Origin of the sequence: Bhargavaea ullalensis (genome assembly GCF_042432615.1) — a bacterium.
GTDB lineage: Bacteria > Bacillota > Bacilli > Bacillales_A > Planococcaceae > Bhargavaea > Bhargavaea ullalensis.
On record NZ_JBHLWY010000003.1, the window covers coordinates 1 to 18,052 of the forward strand.

Genomic DNA, 18,052 nt, shown 5'->3' on the forward strand with positions numbered 1-18,052 from the left:
TACTTCTGCCTTCACAGCTCGGGACTTGCACCCTATAGACTGCGCCCATGCTGGGCGCACATAAAAAATCCCCACGCCGTGGGGATCAGAACATGCGAAATACGTTGACGAGGCCCTGAGAAATGAGGTTCAGGGCGATCAGCGCCACGATCGGTGAAATGTCGATCATGCCGATCGGAGGGATGAACCGCCGGAAAAAGCCGAGATACGGCTCACAGATCGAGGCCAGCATCCGTCCGATTGATGTTTCCCTCGTGCTCGGCACCCAGGACATCAGGACATAAATGATGAGCAGGACAGAATAAATCTGGACAGCTCGAAGCAAAAAGTATAGCACCATAAAAACTCATCTCATCCCATCATTCGAATTCGTCGTACAGATAATCCGAGATTTCCCCGGAAAGTTCCACATTATCCGGGACGCACAGGAAAATATCCGTGCCGATGCGCTGGATGTCGCCGCCGAGCGCATAAACAGTCCCGCTCAGGAAATCAATGATGCGCACTCCCTGGCCATGGTCGATCCGCTGGAGATTGACGACAACCGTCCGGCGGTTTTTCAGATGTTCCGCCACGTCCTGCGCCTCTGCGTAGACACGCGGCTCGGCCAGAATCATTTTGGAGGATTTCTTGAGACTCTGCAGGCTGACGACCGTCGAGCCTGTCCCGCTTTCGGACGGCCGTCTTTCCGCCGCCGGTTTCCGGCGGTCTTTCTGGCGCCATTCCTGTTCCTGAACAGGCGGCTTCGTCTCCACTGCACGGATCGGACGGCCGTTTTGGACCTGCCGGGGTTCTTCTGTCATTTCTTCATCTTCTTCCAGGTAAAAGAAATTTTTGAACTTGTCCTTGAAGCTCATGGTCTCTCCCCGCTTTCGTAGCCGACAAGCGCGGTGCCGATCCGGACGAAGGTCGCCCCCTCTTCCACCGCGATGCCGAAGTCATTTGACATGCCCATCGAAAGTTCAGTACACGGTGCGTGTGTAAGTCCGAGGCCCGCGATCCGGTCGCGGAGTTCGCGGAGCCCGCGGAAAGTGCTTCTGATCAGTTGCTCGTCATCGGCGTTCGGTGCCATCGTCATGAGTCCGGCGATCCGGATTTTATCATGATCGGCAAGCGAACGGATGAACGGTTCGGTTTCTTCCGGAGACAGGCCGGCTTTGGATTGTTCGCCGGAGACGTTCACCTGGACAAAGCAGTCCACCGGCCGGCCCGCCCGCTTCTGGATCTCGGCGGCAAGGCTGCCGCGGTCCAGTGAATGCAGCATGTCGATCCGGTCCACGACGTCCTTCACCTTCCGGCTCTGCAGGCTGCCGATGAAGTGCCAGCGCGCTGCATCACCAAGGGCGGACTGTTTTTCATCAAGGCCTTCCTTGCGGTTTTCGCCGAGGTCGACAATTCCCGCATCCAGGACTTCCCTCGCCCGCTCCGGTCCGACAGATTTCGTGACGGCGATGAGCGTGACTTCCTCCGGCTTCCTGCCCGATCGTTCACAGGCGCGGCGGATGGATTGGTTTATATGATTGAGGCGTTCTTCCACTGTAGACAATGCAATTCCCACTTTTCTTTATGTTACTCCACTCATTGTATCAAGGCACTGTCTGTATTTCAATTAACAAATCAATCTTTGGGAACGGCATCATCCACGAGGACGACATCCTTGCCGATGACGAGGATCCGGCTGACCGGAATTTTCACCGGAGCTTCACCGCTTCCGAAAAACTTGAGCTTTTCCATTCCGCCGACGTGGAAAAGCTCAATGGTCCCGTCGTCCGCCGAAATGGTGGCATCGACCGCGTATCCGAGCTGCCTGCCTTTTCCGGCTTCGATAAACTCCTTTTTCTGCAAGTCCGAAAACTTCATGCCCATTCCTCCTTTGTCCAGTGTATGCGCACGAACAGCAAAAAACGCAAGGCCCCCCATAAGAGAGCCTTGCGCCGGAATATCAGTCAATATTTCTTTTCCTGTTCTTCCTTTCCGAGCGTTTCCCGGATGATGCCGATTGCGTGTTTTTCCAGCCGTGAGATCTGTGCCTGGGAAATGCCGAGATCCTTGGCGATTTCCGTCTGGGTCTCGCCGTAGTAATACCTTCTGGACAAAATTTTCTGCTGGCGCATGTCCAGCTGCTGGACCGTTTCCTTGACCGACACGTAAGTGAGCCAGCGTTCTTCGCTGACGAGCGTGTCCTGCAGCTGATCCATCATGCAGACCGGATCCCCGCCGTCATGGTGGATCGGTTCATGGAGGGAAAGCGGATCCTGGATCGCGTCAAGGGCGAACAAAATGTCCTCGGCGGGAATTTCCGTGATCACCGCCAGGTCGTCAAGCGTCGGCTCCCTCAGGTTTTCATGAACGAACTGCTCTTTCGCCTTCATGGCTTTATAGGCGATGTCCCGGAGTGACCGGGAAACGCGGACGGCATGATGGTCGCGCAGGTGGCGCCTGATTTCCCCGATGATCATCGGGACGGCATAAGTGGAAAAGCGGACATTGTGCTTCAGGTCAAAATTGTCGATTGATTTAAGCAGGCCGATGCAGCCGACCTGGAACAGGTCATCCGCCTGTTCCCCGCGGTAGGCGAACCGCTGGACGATGCTCAGGACGAGCCGGAGATTGCTGATCACCAGCTCTTCCTTTGCCGACTGGTCCCCCGATTGGAGACGGACGAACGTTTCTCTCATGAGTTCATGGGACATGAGCGGAAGCGTAGATGTGTCGATTCCGCAAATCTCCACTTTCGTGTTGGACATCTCATCATCCTCCGGACTTTTCTCTGTTTCTCTACAGTCTGTCCCCGGAGGTTTGTCCTATTCGGAAGCGGGTCCGCCAATTTCACCCATCAGGTGACCGGATGGTTGAGCAGCCCGCGCAGATCACTGATGATTTTCTTTTCAAGCCTGGATATATAGGACTGTGAAATGCCGAGATGATCGGCCACTTCTTTCTGCGTCATCTCTTCCTGCCCCGACAAAGCAAACCGGCATTCCATAATGTACCGCTCGCGGTCATCCAGCCGGGAGATCGCTTCAACAACATGCTGGCGCTCGATTTTCTTTTCGACGTCGCCGGTAATAATATCTTCATCGGTGCCGAGAATATCCGACAGGAGCAGTTCGTTGCCGTCCGCATCGGAATTCAGCGGCTCATCGAACGACACTTCGGACTTCATCCGGCTCGTCTTCCTTAAATGCATGAGGATCTCATTTTCAATGCAGCGCGAAGCATAGGTGGCCAGCTTGATCTTCTTTTCGGGATCGAACGTCTCGATCGCCTTGATCAGGCCGATCGCTCCGATGCTGATCAAATCCTCGATGTGCGTGTTCGTATTCTCGAACCGGCGGGCAATATAAACGACAAGCCGGAGGTTCTTTTCAATGAGTCGGTCGCGGGCTTCCCGGTCGCCTTCCATGAACAGCCGGAGTGTCTCCGCCTCTTCTTCCTTGGTCAGCGGGACAGGCAGCGACTCGTGTCCGCCTATATAGTATGTTCCGTCTTTCTTCAAAGAATCCAGGATCACCGCAAGCCATTTTTTCAGTCCTGTCAGCAATTGACTATCCCCTTTCTTTTTCTGTTTGGACGGAAGAACGGTGCAGGATGGCATCCGCTCCGAGCGGATACTCCGCATTCCCGGCGGTCAGCACGAAATAACCGTCGATCTCTCTTCCGCCTTCCGCGTATTCCCACTTCCCGATTTTGAATCCGACGGCCCATTCCGAGCCGCCGACCGTCGTCACCCGGACCGGACGCAGACGATTCCGGAGATGAGCCGGAAACAGGCCGATGTCGGGCACTTCGCCCGGCCTGAGCCGTTCCAGCGCATCCCTCACCTCTTCGGGAAGATGCGCCCGGACAGCCCGGTATGAGATGAAATGGACCGGCCGGCCCGAAAGAGGCTCTGTGCAGCCATTGCCCGTGTCGGCAAAGGCGGTGAGTTTAATCTTCTCCCCAAAGACATGGAGCAGCGTTTCAGCTTTGAATGAGGCCGAGGACGAATCCTCCTCCGCGCCCCGCCAGCGGCGCTCGAGCAGCCCAAGTCCCGCAACGGCGGTCACGCATGACAGCATCACGGCAGCGGTCCCCCGCATGCCGAGACTGCCCGGCGAAAAGAGCGTCAGCAGACCGCCTGCGAACAGGGCGGCCACAATGGTGGCGCCCGCGCCTTTCCACAGCGCATTCCGGTTGGCGCCAAATGCAGAAACCGCCATGACGGCGAATGCGGCCGCCACGATCACCGGATGGGCGCCGAACAGGACAACCGGAACGGAGCCGGCCAGCGAAGCGAAAAAGATCCGTGTCCGCCGGCAAGGACGTCTTGACACTTTCCCCGCGAACGAAAGGAGCACATAGTTGAATGCCGAGTTGACGGCGATCGCCACTTCTCCGTACACCGCATCCCCTCCCTTGTCCCAAATTTAACACGGCGGCCGGGCGTGAAATGTCAAAGCCCGCGGCCGCCGATTGAGAATTTTCCGGGAAAAGACGACAAAAAAACACCCGGTCCGCCATGAAGCGGGCCGGGTGCCGGGTGTTTCGTATCGTTTCCGTCAACGTCTGCGACGATTGCGGAGGAATGTCGGAATATCAAGTGCGTCTTCCTGTTGCTGGTTCTGACGCGGTGCCGGCTCCTGCCGGTACTGGCCGTGGTCTTCGCGCCGCTCGCGTTCGCCGCGGACAGGCGCCTGCTGCTGCCGTGGCTCCGGCTGCGGTGCGGCCTGCTGCCGGGAAGAACCGAAGCCGCCGCGCGACGGGCGCGTGTTGAGCTGCTCTTCCGTGAAGCCGGTTGCGATGACCGTGACGACGATCTCATCCTTCAGGTTGTCGTTGATGACGGACCCGAAGATCATGTTCACTTCTTCGTCGGAAGCGGAGGCCACGATGTCGGCAGCTTCCTGGACTTCGAACAGGCTCAGATTCGAGCCGCCCGTAATGTTCATGAGAACACCTTTCGCGCCGTCGATCGACGTTTCGAGAAGAGGACTCGAAATGGCCTTCTTTGCTGCTTCGGCCGCGCGGTTTTCGCCTGATGAGATACCAATCCCCATTAGTGCCGATCCTTTGTTTTGCATGATCGTTTTCACGTCCGCGAAGTCGAGGTTGATGAGTCCCGGAACAGCAATCAGGTCCGAGATGCCCGACACCCCCTGACGGAGGACATTGTCCGCTTCGCGGAACGCCTCGAGCATCGGTGTGTTCTTGTCGACGATCTCCAGGAGACGGTCGTTCGGGATGACGATGAGGGTATCGACGGATTCCTTCATCGCCGCGATGCCGCCGATGGCTTGTGTGGCCCGCTTGCGGCCTTCGAACGTGAACGGCCGCGTGACGACGCCGACCGTAAGGGCACCGAGGTCTTTTGCGACCTGTGCGATGACCGGCGCAGCGCCCGTTCCCGTGCCGCCGCCCATGCCGGCGGTGACGAAGACCATGTCCGCGCCGCGCAGCGCTTCCTCGATCTGTTCCTTGCTTTCTTCGGCTGCCTTCTTGCCGACTTCAGGGTTGGCGCCGGCGCCGAGTCCGCGAGTCAGCTTTTCGCCGATCTGGAGCTTCACTTCGGCCTCCGAAAGCTTGAGTGCCTGGGCATCCGTGTTGACGGCGATGAATTCCACGCCCTGGACGCCGTGCTCGATCATTCTGTTCACCGCATTATTGCCGCCGCCGCCGACGCCGATGACCTTGATGACGGCGAGCGCATCGATATTCGTATCAAATTCCAGCATGCTTTCTCCTCCTATGGGTGTACGGTTGACTGCGATTATTCAAAGAATTTGTCAAAGATTTTTTTCATCCGGTCGACGACCTTCTCCTGGCCGTCGCGGCTGCGTTCGGGTTTCTTCTTTTTGGGGGCCGGTGCCGCGGCAGCCGGCTCCATTTCATCGCCAAACGGGGACTCTCCGCGGTTGCCGAAAAACTCGTCTTCCATCTTGGCATACCGGATGAGGCCGACCGCCGTGGAGTAGCCCGGCTCGCGGACGCCGATGAACTCGGGAACATACACCCGGACCCTTGTCTGCAGCACTTCCCTTGCAAGCTGCGGGACCCCTTCCAGCTTGGCGATGCCGCCCGTGAGGACGACGCCGCCCGGAAGATCGCGCACACCTGTGCGGTACAGCTCGTCCAAGACCATCTCGAACAATTCCTCAAGACGGACTCCGATGATCTCGGAAATGTACTTCTGGCTGTACTGGTCTTTCGTATCCACGCCGGCTACCGGCACTTCAAACAATTCATCCTCGGACGCATCATCATAGTAGGCATGGCCGTACTGATGCTTGATCTGCTCTGCCTGTCCGGTCGTCGTCTTCAGGATGATCGACAGGTCTTTCGTGATATTGTCTCCTCCGACCGGCAGCGAGCTTGCGGAAACGAGGCGGCCGTCACCGAAGACGGCGATTGTCGTCGATCCGCCTCCGATGTCTATGTACGCCGTCCCGTGGCTCTTTTCGTCCTCGGTAAGGGCAAAATAGCCGGATGCAAGCGGCTGAAGATAAATCTCACGGATCTGGAGGCCCGCCCGCTCAACGCAGCGGAGAATATTGTGGAGAAGCGTCTTGGAGGTGGTGACGAGCGTTGCGTCCATCTCCAGCCGGACGCCGATCATTCCGCGCGGGTCTTTGATCTCGTCCAGGTCATCGACAATGAACTGCTGCGGGATGATGTTGACAAGCTCCCGCTCCGCAGGAATCATCACTTCGGCCGAATGCATGACCCGGTCAAGGTCATCATCCGTGATTTCTCGGTTTTCGCTGTTCACCGCGACGACGCCTTTCACCTGTTGGAGCATGACCTGATTGGCGGGTATTCCGAGTACAACTTCGCGGATGGTCATCCCGATCATCCGTTCCGCTTGTTCCACTGCCTTCCTGATGGACTGGACAGTGGCATCAATATCTACAATGGCACCTTTTCTGATGCCTTCCGATTTAACATTTCCGACTCCGATTACGTGCAGCGAGCGATCCGTCATCTCCCCGATCAGCACTTTAACGGAGGAAGAACCGATGTCCAATGACACATACATATCGGTTTGACTCAACGGATGGCACCTCCTTCTGATCCTCTTAAACTCATTCTATTTCATTATCTGTTCAATGTTAAGTATATTCGTTAATTATACCTGAATTCCTTCGGGAACGCCCCTCATCCGGCCGCCGGGGCGTCGGATGGCCGGGAAAGCGCGATTCTGGCAGCCCCGGGCAGAGGAGACCGGTCCGGCGAATTTTATGTACAGCCGCCCGCGGAACTTCTGCCGCCGGCGGCGAGAGGGACGGCGGCAGGGCGCGGGGAATAACATCACTCCCCGTCTTCCCCCTCTTCGCCGGATCCGTCTTCGGCCGCTGTCCCCTCATCTTCTGTTCCGTTTTCCCCGTCCGGATCGCTTCCGTCCCCGTACACTTCTTTGTACGGCCGGAAATACAAGCCCACCTCAAGGTCAATGACGCCTTTTCCTTCGTCGGACAGCTGGGAGACGATCGACGGATAGTAAGCCATCTTCTCCGAGAATCCGGATATGACGCCCCTCACTTCATAGCCGTCCGACATATAGGCGGTGATGGCATCCGGGTTCTCCTTATCCCCGCTGCTTTTCACTTCGGAGATAAGTGCGCGGACGCTTCCCGGAAGTCCATCCAGTTCCTTGACCATCCGGTTCATTTCCTTGCCGGGCTTAAATCCGGTGAGAATCGGAGCGGGAACGGGGCCGGCAGGGGCGGAGAAGACTTCGCCGTTTGCCAGAACGGCATGGAAGGCCCCCTCTTCTTCGATGAGGGCGGCCGGTTCCCATTCCTCCACTTTGATCGTGACGGATCGGAGGCCCGTCCTGGCGATCTCCGCATTCTTCACTCCCTGAAGGGAAGCGACTTTCCGTGCGGATTCCGATTTCCGGAAGCCCCACAGCGCGTCCCCCTCCGATATTCCGGATGCGCGGATGTAGTCCTCCCCGCTGTTCAGCCTGGCGCCTTCCACCCCGACGGATTCCACTTTGCTGAGCGGCGACTGGAAGTAGAGCAGCACGGCGAGAACCAGGAGGAACAGGAGGAGGAGGAAGATGAATTTCCGGTTCGTCCTCCTCTTCCTCTTCTCCCTGAGCGAGGGGATCCGTTCTTCAATATCGATTACTTTGTCCATCGCCAGGCCTCCTTTTAACCTCCCCCGCGCCCGTGGCGAACCTCAGGATGAGGGCGGCCGCAATCCACGCGGCAAGAAGTGATGAGCCGCCGTAACTGATGAACGGCAGCGTGACGCCGGTCACCGGGAGCAATCCCGAGACGACGCCGATATTCAGGAATGATTGGAATCCGAGCATCGCCGCCATCCCGGAAATCATATAGAACGACAGCGGTTCGCGCTGCCGTGCCGCCAGTCCGATGGCGGATGCGGCCATCAGGAAGAACAGGCCGATGACGAACACGGCGCCGATGAACCCCGTCTCCTCCGCGATGATGGCGAATATGAAATCATTCTGCGGCTCGGGGAGATAAAGGAACTTCTGCCGGCTCTGGCCGTAGCCGAAGCCGGTCAGCCCCGCCGGCCCCGTCGCAAGGAGCGACTGGATCGCCTGGAATCCGGTTCCGAGCGGATCGCTCCACGGATCCAGGTACGCCTTGATCCGGTCCATCCGGTAAGGCGCAACGGCGATGAGCCCGGCAATCCCCGCCGCTCCGGCACCCGCCAATCCGAAGAAGAACTTCAGCGGATAGCCGCCGACGAGCAGCACCGCGAATGCGGCCGTGACCATGATCATCATCGAGCCGAAATCGGGCTGGAGCATGATGAGCGCGGCCGGCAGCAGGATGACCACAAAATGTCCGGGCCGGAACACTTTGCGGCCGCGGTTTTCCGCCAGCATGGAGGAGAGCTTTCCGATGACGGCAATTTTGGCGAATTCCGCCGGCTGCAGGCTGAACGGCCCGAGGGCAATCCAGCTCTGCGACCCGTTGCGCACCGCTCCGATGCCGGGGACGAGCACGGCTGCGAGCAGAAGGACGGCCGCGATGTAGACGGCTGTCCACAACTTTTTGTTCCCGATGCTCCGGGATTTCAGGATGAAGACGGCGGCAGCGGCAGAAACCGCCAGATAAATGCCCTGCTTCGCCGCAAACGGAAGCGAGTCCCCGTAGTGGATCTCCCCCCAGTAGGAGCCGGCGGAGTGGACAAAGGCGACGCCCAGCAGACTCAGAGCGGCAGCGCTCAAGAAGAAGACGGCGGCAAGCCTCTTTTCCAGTGCATGCATCCTTCCTTGGTCAATGGTGCGGGCGGATCACCCGTTGCGTCTACAGTTTCTGGACGGCCTGGATGAACCGGTCTCCGCGGATTTCAAAGCTCGGATACTGATCCCAGCTTGCGCATGCCGGCGACAGCAGCACCGTATCCCCCTCCGATGAGATCTCCGCGGCGATTTCCACCGCATCCTCGATCTCCGAAGCGTCCCGGACAACGGGGACGCCGCATGACTCGGCAAATTTCCGGAAGCGCTCCGCCGTTTCTCCGAAGACGACGGCCGAGCTCACCCTGTCCATGTACGGACGGAGCTCATCGAACGAATGGCCCCTGTCCAGCCCGCCCGCGAGCAGGCAGATCGGCTGTTGGAACGCCTCCAGCGCGCTTTTCGTCGCCAATGTGTTCGTTGCCTTTGAATCGTTGTAGAACTTGCGGTGTTTCCACTCTCGGACAAACTGGGTGCGGTGACGAACACCGGCGAATGAAGACAGCACATCGCGGATCGCCTCCACCGGGCAGCCCTGCAGAATGGCCGCGGCCGTCGCGGTGAGAATATTCTCCAGGTTGTGCCGGCCGGGCAGCACGATGTCCGACCGGTCAAGAAGCTTTTCTCCAAGCCAATAAATCGACGCATCATCTGCGCTGATGCCTTCCCGTGCCCTTCCCGCCAAGGTAAATGGAACTTTCTTGGCGGAAGAACGTCGGGCATAACGGGATACGGCCTCCTGGTCCGCATTGTAGATGAGCACATCGTCCGGCCCCTGGTTCCGTGTGATGTTGAACTTGGCCTCCCCGTATTCCTCCATGGTCCCGTGATAGTCGATATGGGCTTCATACAGGTTCGTCCAGATGGCGATTTCCGGCCTGAAGTTTTCCGTTCCGAGCAGCTGGAACGAGGAAAGTTCGATCACGACCACCTGATCCGATTCGGCGGCAGCCGCAACGGTGCACGCCGGCGTGCCGATATTGCCGGCAATCAGCGGATTTTTGCCGCCCATGTGCAGCATGTGATGCAAAAGAGTGGTGGTCGTCGTTTTGCCGTTTGATCCGGTGACGCCGATGAACGGCGCCTCGCTGATGAGCCAGGCGAGCTCCACTTCCGTCCAGACGGGAATCCCCTTCCGGAGGGCACCGGAGACGATCGGATGATCATAGCGGATTCCCGGATTCTTAATCACATAGTCAAATCCGCGTGAGAGCAGGCCTTCCGGGTGACCCCCGAGAATCACTTCGACGCCGAGCGCTTTCAGGGGATCCGCCTCGGGATCTTCTTCCCGAGCATCGTTGACGGTCACCGCCGCCCCGAGCGAATGGAGCAGCCGTGCAGCGGCCGAGCCGGATTTGGCAAGGCCGAGCACGAGCACCTGTTTATTTTTGAATGCATCGATCTGTTTCATCCTTAAAGCACCTCCGGCAGAACGGAAATGAGGGCCGCGGCAAGTGCCGCCGACCAGAATACGATGACGACCTTCCATTCCGACCAGCCTGAAAGCTCAAAATGGTGATGGATCGGACTCATCTTGAAAATCCGCTTGCCCGTCGTCTTGAACGAGGCCACCTGCAGGATGACGGACAGGGTTTCAATGACAAACACAATGCCGATGAGCAGAAGCAGGAGCTCCTGCTTCATGAGCACGGAAAGCATGGCCAGCACCCCCCCGAGCGCAAGCGAGCCGGTGTCCCCCATGAAGATCTTTGCCGGATTGGCGTTGAACATCAGGAAGCCGAGCAGTGCGCCGGTGACGGTGAACGCAACGAGCGCGAGGTCTTCCTGTCCGTAGACGAGTCCGAGGACCCCGAACGCCGCAAAGGCAATCGAGGAAGTCCCGGCGACCAGGCCGTCGAGACCGTCCGTCAGATTGACGGCATTCGAGAAGCCGACAAGCCAGAAAATCAGGAAGACAACGTAAAGCGGCCCGAGATCGATCTCCCAGGAAGTGAACGGGAGGCCGACCGTCGTCTCAAACGGCCCGAGACGCAGGAGCAGATAGGAGACGACCGCGATGACGATCTGCCCGATCAGCTTTTGCAGCGAGGTCAGTCCGAGATTGCGTTTCAGGACGACCTTGATGAAGTCGTCGAGAAACCCGATGAGACCGAATCCCGCAAGCACGATCAGGAGCACGATCGTCTGGGTTGTCAGCAGGTCAAAGATGAACCCGAGGATGAGCGATGCGGCGATGATGGCCACGATGAAAATGAGACCGCCCATCGTCGGGGTGCCGGCTTTTTTCAAATGGGCTTTCGGCCCCTCTTCCCGTATGCTCTGGCCGAACTTAAGCCGGCGGAGCATCGGGATGAGCGGAAATGCGAGCAGCGCGGTCAGGATAAAGGCGACCGCGATGATCGTGATCGTTGTGGCGAGTGTCATGATAGAAATCTCCTTTAAAGCGAATGCCCGGAAGGCATATCAATCATTAGTCTTGTTGGCCGGCCCGGCGTACAGGTGTATCGTTCCGGATTCTTCCATAAGTGTGCCGGCGGCGGGAAGCTGCCGGATCACCTGCCCTTCCGGCGGCCCGTTCCATTCGATCTTGATGGTGTGGAACAACTTCATCAGTTCGTCCCGGCTCCGTCCGGTCAGGTCGGGAACACGGACCTGGACAGGGTCCCCCCATCTGTATTCGCGTTCCAGCTGGCCTTCTCTCGGCTCGATTCCCCTTAGCGGGGCGATGTCCGAGATGATCCGGCCGACCATCGGCGCCGAAATGACGCCGCCGAACTGCACCTCGTTCTTCGGTCCGTCCACGGCGACATAGACGAGGATGTCCGGATCATCTGCCGGCGCGAAGCCGATGAACGAAACGATGTAGTCTCCGTCCTTGTACCGGCCGTCTTCCACTTTCTGTGCGGTTCCCGTTTTTCCTCCGACCCGCAGCCCGTCCGTGAACGCATTGCGTCCGGAGCCGTTGGCAACGACTGACTCGAGTGCTTCCCGGACTTTCTTGGACGTTTCCTCGCTGATGACCTGCCGCTTGGCGACCGGTTCGGACCGTTCAATTTCCTCGCCGGTTTCATGGTCCACGATGCGTTTCACGATATACGGCTGCATGAGCCGTCCGCCGTTCACGGCAGCCGCCACGGCCTGGGCCTGCTGGATCGGCGTGACGGAAATCCCCTGGCCGAACGAGGTGGTCGCATGTTCCACCGGACCGTAGGCTTCAGGAGAAAACAGGATTCCCGAAGCCTCGCCCGCAATCCCGCTTCCCGTCGGCGTCCCGAATCCGAATTCCCGGATATAGGAGGTCAGCTTTTCGGGGCCGACCCGCCGGCCGAGTTCGATAAAGCCCGGGTTGCAGGAGTTTTCGACGACTTCCAGGAAAGTCTGCGATCCGTGGCCCTCCCTCTTCCAGCAGCGCAGCCGGGCACCGCCGACCGTGACATGGCCGGGGTCAAAGAACGAATCGTCGTGGAGATTCACGACCCCTTCTTCAAGAGCGGAGGCGAGCGTGATGATCTTGAAAGTGGAACCCGGCTCAAATGTCATCCACACCGGCAAGTTCCTATTATAAATCGATGGATCAACAGATGCATAGTCTGATGGGTCAAAATTGGGCGCCGAAGCGAGAGCCAATATTTCCCCTGTGTCCGGAGCCATGACGATGGCGAGCGCCTGATCGGCCTCATACTTCAACATCGCCTGGCTGAGTTCCCGCTCCACGATTTCCTGGATTCGCAGGTCGATCGTCAGTTCCACATCCGCCCCCCCGGCACCCGGGATCCAGCCGTCGCCCACATGGGGAAGCGGATTCCCGCGCGCGTCGGTGTACATCCGGATCTTCTCGCCTTTGCCGGTGAGGTAATCGTTGTACTCATATTCGATGCCCGCCAGCCCCTGGTTATCGTATCCGGTGAAGCCGACAAGCCGCGACAGCATGTCGCCGTATGGGTAATCCCTGACATAGTCGACGCCCGTATAAAGACCGGGAATGCCGAGCCGGCCGATTTCGATCGCCACTTCATACGGGATGTTCTTGCCTTCCGGTGCCAGCTTGATGATGGATTCCCGCTTGGACATTTTTTCCTCCAGCAAATTGCGGTCCGCCCCGATGAGCGGTGCCAGCTTTGCGGCTGCCGCCGGAATGTCGCGGTTCTGGGAGGGCATAAAATAAAGTGTCGGGGCGACTTTGTTTCCGATGATTTTCTTGCCGTTGCGGTCACGGATCTCTCCCCGGACGCCGGCGAACGGCAGCTCGCGGTCCCAGTTTTCCATCGCCTTTTCAGTCAGTTCCTGGTTTCGGACGATCTGCACCTGGAACAGCTTCACGACGAGCGCTGCGAACAGCAATGCGAGAAGAATGAAAGCCAGCCGGAGGCGTTTCCTCATCCGGGTTTCAATGAAGCGGCGCACGTTTTCCCACCTTGTGTTTTTCTTTTAGCGTATGAGTACCGGCCGGGCGCTATTCGGCATCAGTCAAGGGGGTATTCCTCTTCATCCGACGGAGCCTCCTCCTTGGCGGAGTGCTGTTCGTCGGGTGTTTCGAATTTCACGACGATCGGAGCATCGCTTCCCGGGACGGTACCGGCGGATGCACTTTGCGACGCGGCATAGCCTTCCCCGTGCATTTCGATTGATAGGCCGGACAGCGATGCAAATGCGAGGACCGACCGCTTGGACCATCCCGTGAAGTCAGGCAGCGCAGCCGGGCCTTCCGTCTTCAGGATGACGAGGCCGCCCGGCAGGACCGTTGTCCCTTCCTGGGGAAACTGGCCGCTCACTTCGCCGCCGTTCCCGATCACGACGGGCTCGATGCCCTTCGCGCCAAGTTCTCCCGCCACAGCGGAAGAGGACTCCCCTTCCCAGTCGGACAGTTTGATCTGCTCTTCGGTCCCGCTTTCTTCGTCCGGGCGGATGTTCAAGTGCTTCAGGCTGTTCTCCATGACGGGCTTGAAGATCTTCGAAACCGGAATGGCTCCGTATTCGCCTGCCGGCAGCTTCGGTTTATGGACATTGACATAGACGATCAGCTGCGGGTCATCCGCAGGCGCCATGCCGAGAAAGCCGTACATGAGGTTGTTGTTGCCGCGGAGGAACCCGCCGCGGCCGTTCGGGATCTGGGCGGTTGCGGTCTTGCCGGCAACCGAATAATCACCGAGCGCAAAGATCTTGCCTGTCCCGTGTTCGGAAGTGACGGTCGATTCCATCGCTTCGAGCACGGTCTTCGCCGTTTCGGGAGAAACCGGATTCCCTTTTTCCTCGGGCTTTCCTTCCCGGAGCACTTCATCCGTATTCGGATTGCGGATTTCCTCGATCACATACGGCTTCATCATCGTTCCGCCGTTTGCGATCGCCGTTGCACCCTGGACCATCTGGATCGGCGTCACGGTCGATCCCTGGCCGTAGGTGGTCGTCAGCCGCTCGATCGGTCCGGCATCGTTGAGCACGCCGGACGCTTCGCCCGGGAGGTCAATCCCGGTTTTTTCGCCGAAGCCGAAATCGCGCAGATGGTTCATGAACGCGTCATCCCCCATCCGCTCAAGCAGATAAGCCATCGAAACGTTGGACGAGCGCTGGAAGCCCTCGAGGAAGCTGATATAGCCCCAGCCGGCTTTCTTGTGGTCATTGATCGTCGTTCCATAGAGCGTGTAGCTGCCTGACTTGTAGAAGTCATTCGGCGCCCAGACGCCCTCTTCCACCGCGGCAGCGAGCGTGAAGATCTTCATCGTCGAGCCCGGCTCGATCGTGTATTGGACCGCTTCGTTCAGCCAGTTGGACGACAGCCCTTCTCTCGTTTCCGGATTGAATGACGGGCGCTGGCTCATCGCCAGGATCTCGCCGGTTTTCGGATCCGCCACGATGACGGACATCCGCTCGGGTGAATATTCATTTTGCACGCGGTTCATCGCGTCTTCAACGAAGTTCTGGATCGTCTTGTCGATCGTCAGGCGGATATCCGCCCCGTCAACGGCAGGCGTCACTTTTTCTTTTGTCCCGGGGAGGAGGAAGCCCCATGTGTCGCTTTTGTATTCCATTTTCCCGTCGGTTCCCGACAGCAGATCATTGAACGTCTTTTCGAGTCCCATCTGGCCGACCGTCTTGACGGTGCCGTCTTTCTCCTCCTCTTTTTGTGCGAAGCCGATCAAGTGGGAGGCAAACATGCCGTTCGGGTAAAATCGCTTCTTGTCCTTGACAAACTGGATGCCCGGCAGGTTGAGTTCCTGGATTTTCTTCATTTTGTCATGGCTCAGATTTCGCCCTGCCGCTCCGAACTCCACCTGGTAGACGTCCGGATCGTCCTGGCGGTTGAGCAGATCGAGGATCTCCTCGTAGGTCAGGCCGATCTGTCCGGAGAGTTCGCGCGCCGTCTTTTCCCGGTCCAGCACGTGGCGCATTTTCGACTTGTCCTTGATGCCGTCGCTGGCCTTTTTGCTCAGCACGGCGATCAGCTTATAGCTCAGCGTGTCTTCCGCGATCGCTTCGCCCGACCGGTCGAGAATGCGGCCGCGGTCGGCACTGAGGACGCTTGCCCGTTCATACTTTGCCTGCGCCATGGCGGCGAGCGGACGGCCTTCCACCTCGCCGGTCACCTGGATAAACAGGAACCTGGCGAATAACAGAAAAAAGAGCCCCCCGTAGACACAAAACATCAGGAAGGCTCCCCATTGGAAACGAAATCTTTTCTTCATTGTCCAGGCACGACCTTCACATTTTTTTCATTGAGAGTCAAACCGAGCTCCTGCGCCTTGCCCCAGATCCGCTCGTAGGTCGATTTCTCTCTCACTTGAATGGACAAATCCGTATTATGTTTGGACGTTTCCGCGATTTCTTGCTGAATGATCTGGACTTCCTTGTTTGTTGCATTGATCGCGGATTGTGCCTGCAGCAGGAATACGGCAAACAGAGCCAATCCTGCCACGAACGCAACAAACAGGACCTTTTCGCCCTTCGTGAACAGCTTTCTCTTTCGAGAGGGGCGTGCGTCCGGCTCTGTTTCCGGAACGCGGGTGATGTCGGGTTCCTGTATGTATGCGTAGTCAAACTTGCGTGCTTCAAGCGCCATTCATCTGGTCCCCCTTATTATTAGAACTGATCACATTCTCATTTTGTTTTTATCTCTCCGGCCCCCTGTGCAAATGCAGGGCAGCCTTCATCTCTTTTCGGCGATCCGCAGCTTGGCGGAATGGGAGCGCTTGTTGACGGCCAGCTCTTCCTCCGAGGGAAGAATCGGCTTTCGCGTGATAAGCTTCAGGACGGGTTCCATTCCTTCCGGGATGACCGGAAGATTCGGCGGGAGGTCCGGCAGCGACGACGCTTCCTTGAACATCGTCTTGACGAGCCGGTCTTCGAGCGAATGGAAAGTGATGACGCTGATCCGGCCTTTTGGATTCAGGAGTCCGATTGCATCGGAAATCGAATCTTCCGCTGCGCCGAGCTCGTCGTTCACCGCAATCCGGACGGCCTGGAAAATCCGCTTGGCCGGATGGCCCCCGGTTCTCCTGGCAGCCGCCGGAATGCCGGCCTTGATCAGCTCGACCAGCTCGAATGTCGTCTCGATCGGCCGTTCTTTGCGGGCCGATTCGATTTTGCGGGCAACCTGCTTGGAAAACTTTTCTTCTCCGTAGCGGAAGAAAATCCGTACAAGGTCTTCATACGCCCACTCGTTGATGACTTCGCGGGCGGTCAGTTGCGCATCCGTGTCCATCCTCATGTCGAGCGGTGCGTCGAACCGGTAGCTGAATCCTCGTTCCGGCGTGTCAAACTGCGGGGATGATACGCCGAGATCATACAGGATCCCGTCGATCCCCGAGATGCCGAGCCGCTGCAATTCCTCTTTCAGGTGGCGGAAGTTCTCCCGGACAAAAGTGATTTTATCCAGGTGGGGGGCAAGCCGTTCGCCGGCGTGGCGGATGGCTTCGGGATCCTGGTCAAAGCAGATGAGCCTGCCGCCTTCCCCGAGCTGTGCCGCCAGGTATTCACTGTGGCCGCCTCCGCCGAGCGTGCAGTCCACGTATATGCCGTCCGGGCGGATGTTCAGCCCGTCAACCGTTTCCTTCTTCAATACGGTCACATGGTCGAACATGCCCGTCCCCTCGCTTTCTTCCGCCGTTTCAGATGTCAAAGTCAATCATGTTCTCGGCAATTTCGTTGAATGATTCCTCAGATTCCTCAAAGTACTCTTCCCACGATCCCTTCGACCAGATTTCAATCCGGCTTGAGACACCAAGAACGACGCAGTCCTTTTCCAGCTTTGCATAACCGAGCAGGCTCGCAGGGATATTGACGCGTCCCTGCTTATCAAGTTCCACTTCAGTCGCCCCGGAAAAGAAGAACCGGGTGAATGCGCGGGCATCCTTTTTCGTGACGGGAAGGGCTTTCAGTTTCTCTTCCAGCCGCTTCCACTCGTCCATAGGGTAGGCGAACAGGCACTGATCCAATCCGCGGGTGACAACAAAGCCGCCCTCCAAATGCTCGCGGAACTTGGCCGGGATGATGATGCGGCCCTTCGAATCAACCGTATGCTGATATTCCCCCATGAACATTAGGATTCACCCCACATCGTAAACTTAATGTACCACATCCCCCCACTTTCCTCCACCCGTTTTAAAAAAACTTTTCCTTCGTCTCAATAAATGCAGGCCTGGCCGGAGACTTTTGAGACAAAGCTGTCACAATCCGCGACGGTTCCTGGTTTTCCGCAATCCGCCCCGCGCTTTCAGCTGGTTTGCCTGTCCGCCATCCCCCCGTCTTCATCCGGGTTACTATGGTGCGGATTGCAGCGGAGGCGGCTTGGCTTCCGCCGGAAATCAATCTCACATTCACAGAATAAAAAGGCCCTACGTCAATTGTTGGGGTGAGGACATCGTCCTCACTCTTTTTTAGGCCACATGAATTTCCAAC

19 protein-coding genes are annotated in these 18,052 nt (G+C 58.0%); all 19 read right to left on the reverse strand.

The features are described from left to right. Positions 1-85 precede the first annotated feature (85 nt). Positions 86-340, reverse strand: coding sequence for a YggT family protein (locus ACFFIY_RS00480; RefSeq protein WP_354199382.1), 255 nt, complete (start codon positions 338-340; stop codon positions 86-88). A 19-nt stretch (positions 341-359) separates the two neighbouring features. Next, positions 360-857: a cell division protein SepF gene (locus ACFFIY_RS00485; RefSeq protein ID WP_354199380.1), complete on the reverse strand. Its 498-nt coding sequence runs from the start codon at positions 855-857 to the stop codon at positions 360-362. Then, entirely contained in the window at positions 854-1,546 is a 693-nt protein-coding gene (locus ACFFIY_RS00490; RefSeq protein ID WP_354199378.1) for a YggS family pyridoxal phosphate-dependent enzyme, read from the reverse strand. Before ACFFIY_RS00490 ends, ACFFIY_RS00485 begins: the two co-directional genes overlap by 4 nt. A gap of 71 nt (positions 1,547-1,617) precedes the next feature. Beyond that, positions 1,618-1,860, reverse strand: coding sequence for a PRC-barrel domain-containing protein (locus ACFFIY_RS00495; RefSeq protein ID WP_354199376.1), 243 nt, complete (start codon positions 1,858-1,860; stop codon positions 1,618-1,620). An 86-nt stretch (positions 1,861-1,946) separates the two neighbouring features. Continuing rightward, on the reverse strand, positions 1,947-2,747 hold the full coding sequence (gene sigG, locus ACFFIY_RS00500; RefSeq protein ID WP_354199374.1) for an RNA polymerase sporulation sigma factor SigG: 801 nt from the start codon (positions 2,745-2,747) through the stop codon (positions 1,947-1,949). An 89-nt stretch (positions 2,748-2,836) separates the two neighbouring features. Continuing rightward, positions 2,837-3,544 carry an RNA polymerase sporulation sigma factor SigE gene (gene sigE / locus ACFFIY_RS00505; protein ID WP_354199372.1) on the reverse strand — a complete coding sequence of 236 codons (708 nt, stop codon included), beginning with the start codon at positions 3,542-3,544 and terminating at the stop codon, positions 2,837-2,839. Positions 3,545-3,548: 4 nt separating this feature from the next. Then, positions 3,549-4,385 (reverse strand): sigma-E processing peptidase SpoIIGA, encoded by an 837-nt coding sequence (locus ACFFIY_RS00510; protein WP_354199370.1) that lies wholly within the window; start codon positions 4,383-4,385, stop codon positions 3,549-3,551. Positions 4,386-4,541: 156 nt separating this feature from the next. Beyond that, on the reverse strand, positions 4,542-5,714 hold the full coding sequence (gene ftsZ, locus ACFFIY_RS00515; protein WP_354199368.1) for a cell division protein FtsZ: 1,173 nt from the start codon (positions 5,712-5,714) through the stop codon (positions 4,542-4,544). Between the two features lie 35 nt (positions 5,715-5,749). Then, entirely contained in the window at positions 5,750-7,030 is a 1,281-nt protein-coding gene (ftsA, locus tag ACFFIY_RS00520) for a cell division protein FtsA (RefSeq protein WP_354199366.1), read from the reverse strand. Between the two features lie 257 nt (positions 7,031-7,287). Continuing rightward, on the reverse strand, positions 7,288-8,121 hold the full coding sequence (locus tag ACFFIY_RS00525; RefSeq protein WP_354199364.1) for a cell division protein FtsQ/DivIB: 834 nt from the start codon (positions 8,119-8,121) through the stop codon (positions 7,288-7,290). Next, entirely contained in the window at positions 8,099-9,226 is a 1,128-nt protein-coding gene (locus ACFFIY_RS00530) for an FtsW/RodA/SpoVE family cell cycle protein (protein WP_354199362.1), read from the reverse strand. The genes ACFFIY_RS00525 and ACFFIY_RS00530 overlap by 23 nt, the downstream gene beginning before the upstream one ends. Positions 9,227-9,266: 40 nt before the next feature. Further along, positions 9,267-10,610 carry a UDP-N-acetylmuramoyl-L-alanine--D-glutamate ligase gene (gene murD, locus ACFFIY_RS00535; RefSeq protein WP_354199360.1) on the reverse strand — a complete coding sequence of 448 codons (1,344 nt, stop codon included), beginning with the start codon at positions 10,608-10,610 and terminating at the stop codon, positions 9,267-9,269. Between the two features lie 2 nt (positions 10,611-10,612). After that, entirely contained in the window at positions 10,613-11,584 is a 972-nt protein-coding gene (mraY, locus tag ACFFIY_RS00540; RefSeq protein ID WP_354199358.1) for a phospho-N-acetylmuramoyl-pentapeptide-transferase, read from the reverse strand. A gap of 39 nt (positions 11,585-11,623) precedes the next feature. Next, complete coding sequence (locus ACFFIY_RS00545) at positions 11,624-13,540, reverse strand: penicillin-binding transpeptidase domain-containing protein (protein ID WP_354199356.1); 1,917 nt, start codon at positions 13,538-13,540, stop codon at positions 11,624-11,626. Positions 13,541-13,623: 83 nt separating this feature from the next. After that, the gene (locus ACFFIY_RS00550; protein WP_354199354.1) at positions 13,624-15,840 is read right to left on the reverse strand and encodes a penicillin-binding protein; all 2,217 of its coding nucleotides are present in this window, start codon (positions 15,838-15,840) and stop codon (positions 13,624-13,626) included. After that, entirely contained in the window at positions 15,837-16,214 is a 378-nt protein-coding gene (ftsL, locus tag ACFFIY_RS00555; protein WP_354199352.1) for a cell division protein FtsL, read from the reverse strand. Before ftsL ends, ACFFIY_RS00550 begins: the two co-directional genes overlap by 4 nt. Positions 16,215-16,301: 87 nt before the next feature. Next, the gene (gene rsmH, locus ACFFIY_RS00560; protein ID WP_354199384.1) at positions 16,302-17,234 is read right to left on the reverse strand and encodes a 16S rRNA (cytosine(1402)-N(4))-methyltransferase RsmH; all 933 of its coding nucleotides are present in this window, start codon (positions 17,232-17,234) and stop codon (positions 16,302-16,304) included. Positions 17,235-17,262: 28 nt separating this feature from the next. Beyond that, positions 17,263-17,694 carry a division/cell wall cluster transcriptional repressor MraZ gene (gene mraZ, locus ACFFIY_RS00565; RefSeq protein ID WP_354199350.1) on the reverse strand — a complete coding sequence of 144 codons (432 nt, stop codon included), beginning with the start codon at positions 17,692-17,694 and terminating at the stop codon, positions 17,263-17,265. 61 nt (positions 17,695-17,755) lie between these two features. After that, positions 17,756-18,052, reverse strand: a 297-nt coding sequence (locus tag ACFFIY_RS00570; protein ID WP_376837130.1) for a hypothetical protein, incomplete at its 5' end; no start/stop codon positions are given.

What these genes read in the sequence shown, in the direction of transcription:
- ACFFIY_RS00485 (WP_354199380.1), bottom strand. Translation starts at nt 857, where the DNA reads ATGAGCTTCAAGGACAAGTTCAAAAATTTCTTTTACCTGGAAGAAGAT.
- rsmH (WP_354199384.1), bottom strand. Translation starts at nt 17,234, where the DNA reads ATGTTCGACCATGTGACCGTATTGAAGAAGGAAACGGTTGACGGGCTG.
- ACFFIY_RS00525 (WP_354199364.1), bottom strand. Translation starts at nt 8,121, where the DNA reads ATGGACAAAGTAATCGATATTGAAGAACGGATCCCCTCGCTCAGGGAG.
- ACFFIY_RS00480 (WP_354199382.1), bottom strand. Translation starts at nt 340, where the DNA reads ATGGTGCTATACTTTTTGCTTCGAGCTGTCCAGATTTATTCTGTCCTG.
- ftsZ (WP_354199368.1), bottom strand. Translation starts at nt 5,714, where the DNA reads ATGCTGGAATTTGATACGAATATCGATGCGCTCGCCGTCATCAAGGTC.
- ACFFIY_RS00550 (WP_354199354.1), bottom strand. Translation starts at nt 15,840, where the DNA reads ATGAAGAAAAGATTTCGTTTCCAATGGGGAGCCTTCCTGATGTTTTGT.
- sigG (WP_354199374.1), bottom strand. Translation starts at nt 2,747, where the DNA reads ATGTCCAACACGAAAGTGGAGATTTGCGGAATCGACACATCTACGCTT.
- ACFFIY_RS00495 (WP_354199376.1), bottom strand. Translation starts at nt 1,860, where the DNA reads ATGAAGTTTTCGGACTTGCAGAAAAAGGAGTTTATCGAAGCCGGAAAA.
- mraZ (WP_354199350.1), bottom strand. Translation starts at nt 17,694, where the DNA reads ATGTTCATGGGGGAATATCAGCATACGGTTGATTCGAAGGGCCGCATC.
- ACFFIY_RS00530 (WP_354199362.1), bottom strand. Translation starts at nt 9,226, where the DNA reads ATGCATGCACTGGAAAAGAGGCTTGCCGCCGTCTTCTTCTTGAGCGCT.
- ftsL (WP_354199352.1), bottom strand. Translation starts at nt 16,214, where the DNA reads ATGGCGCTTGAAGCACGCAAGTTTGACTACGCATACATACAGGAACCC.
- ACFFIY_RS00545 (WP_354199356.1), bottom strand. Translation starts at nt 13,540, where the DNA reads ATGAGGAAACGCCTCCGGCTGGCTTTCATTCTTCTCGCATTGCTGTTC.
- murD (WP_354199360.1), bottom strand. Translation starts at nt 10,610, where the DNA reads ATGAAACAGATCGATGCATTCAAAAATAAACAGGTGCTCGTGCTCGGC.
- mraY (WP_354199358.1), bottom strand. Translation starts at nt 11,584, where the DNA reads ATGACACTCGCCACAACGATCACGATCATCGCGGTCGCCTTTATCCTG.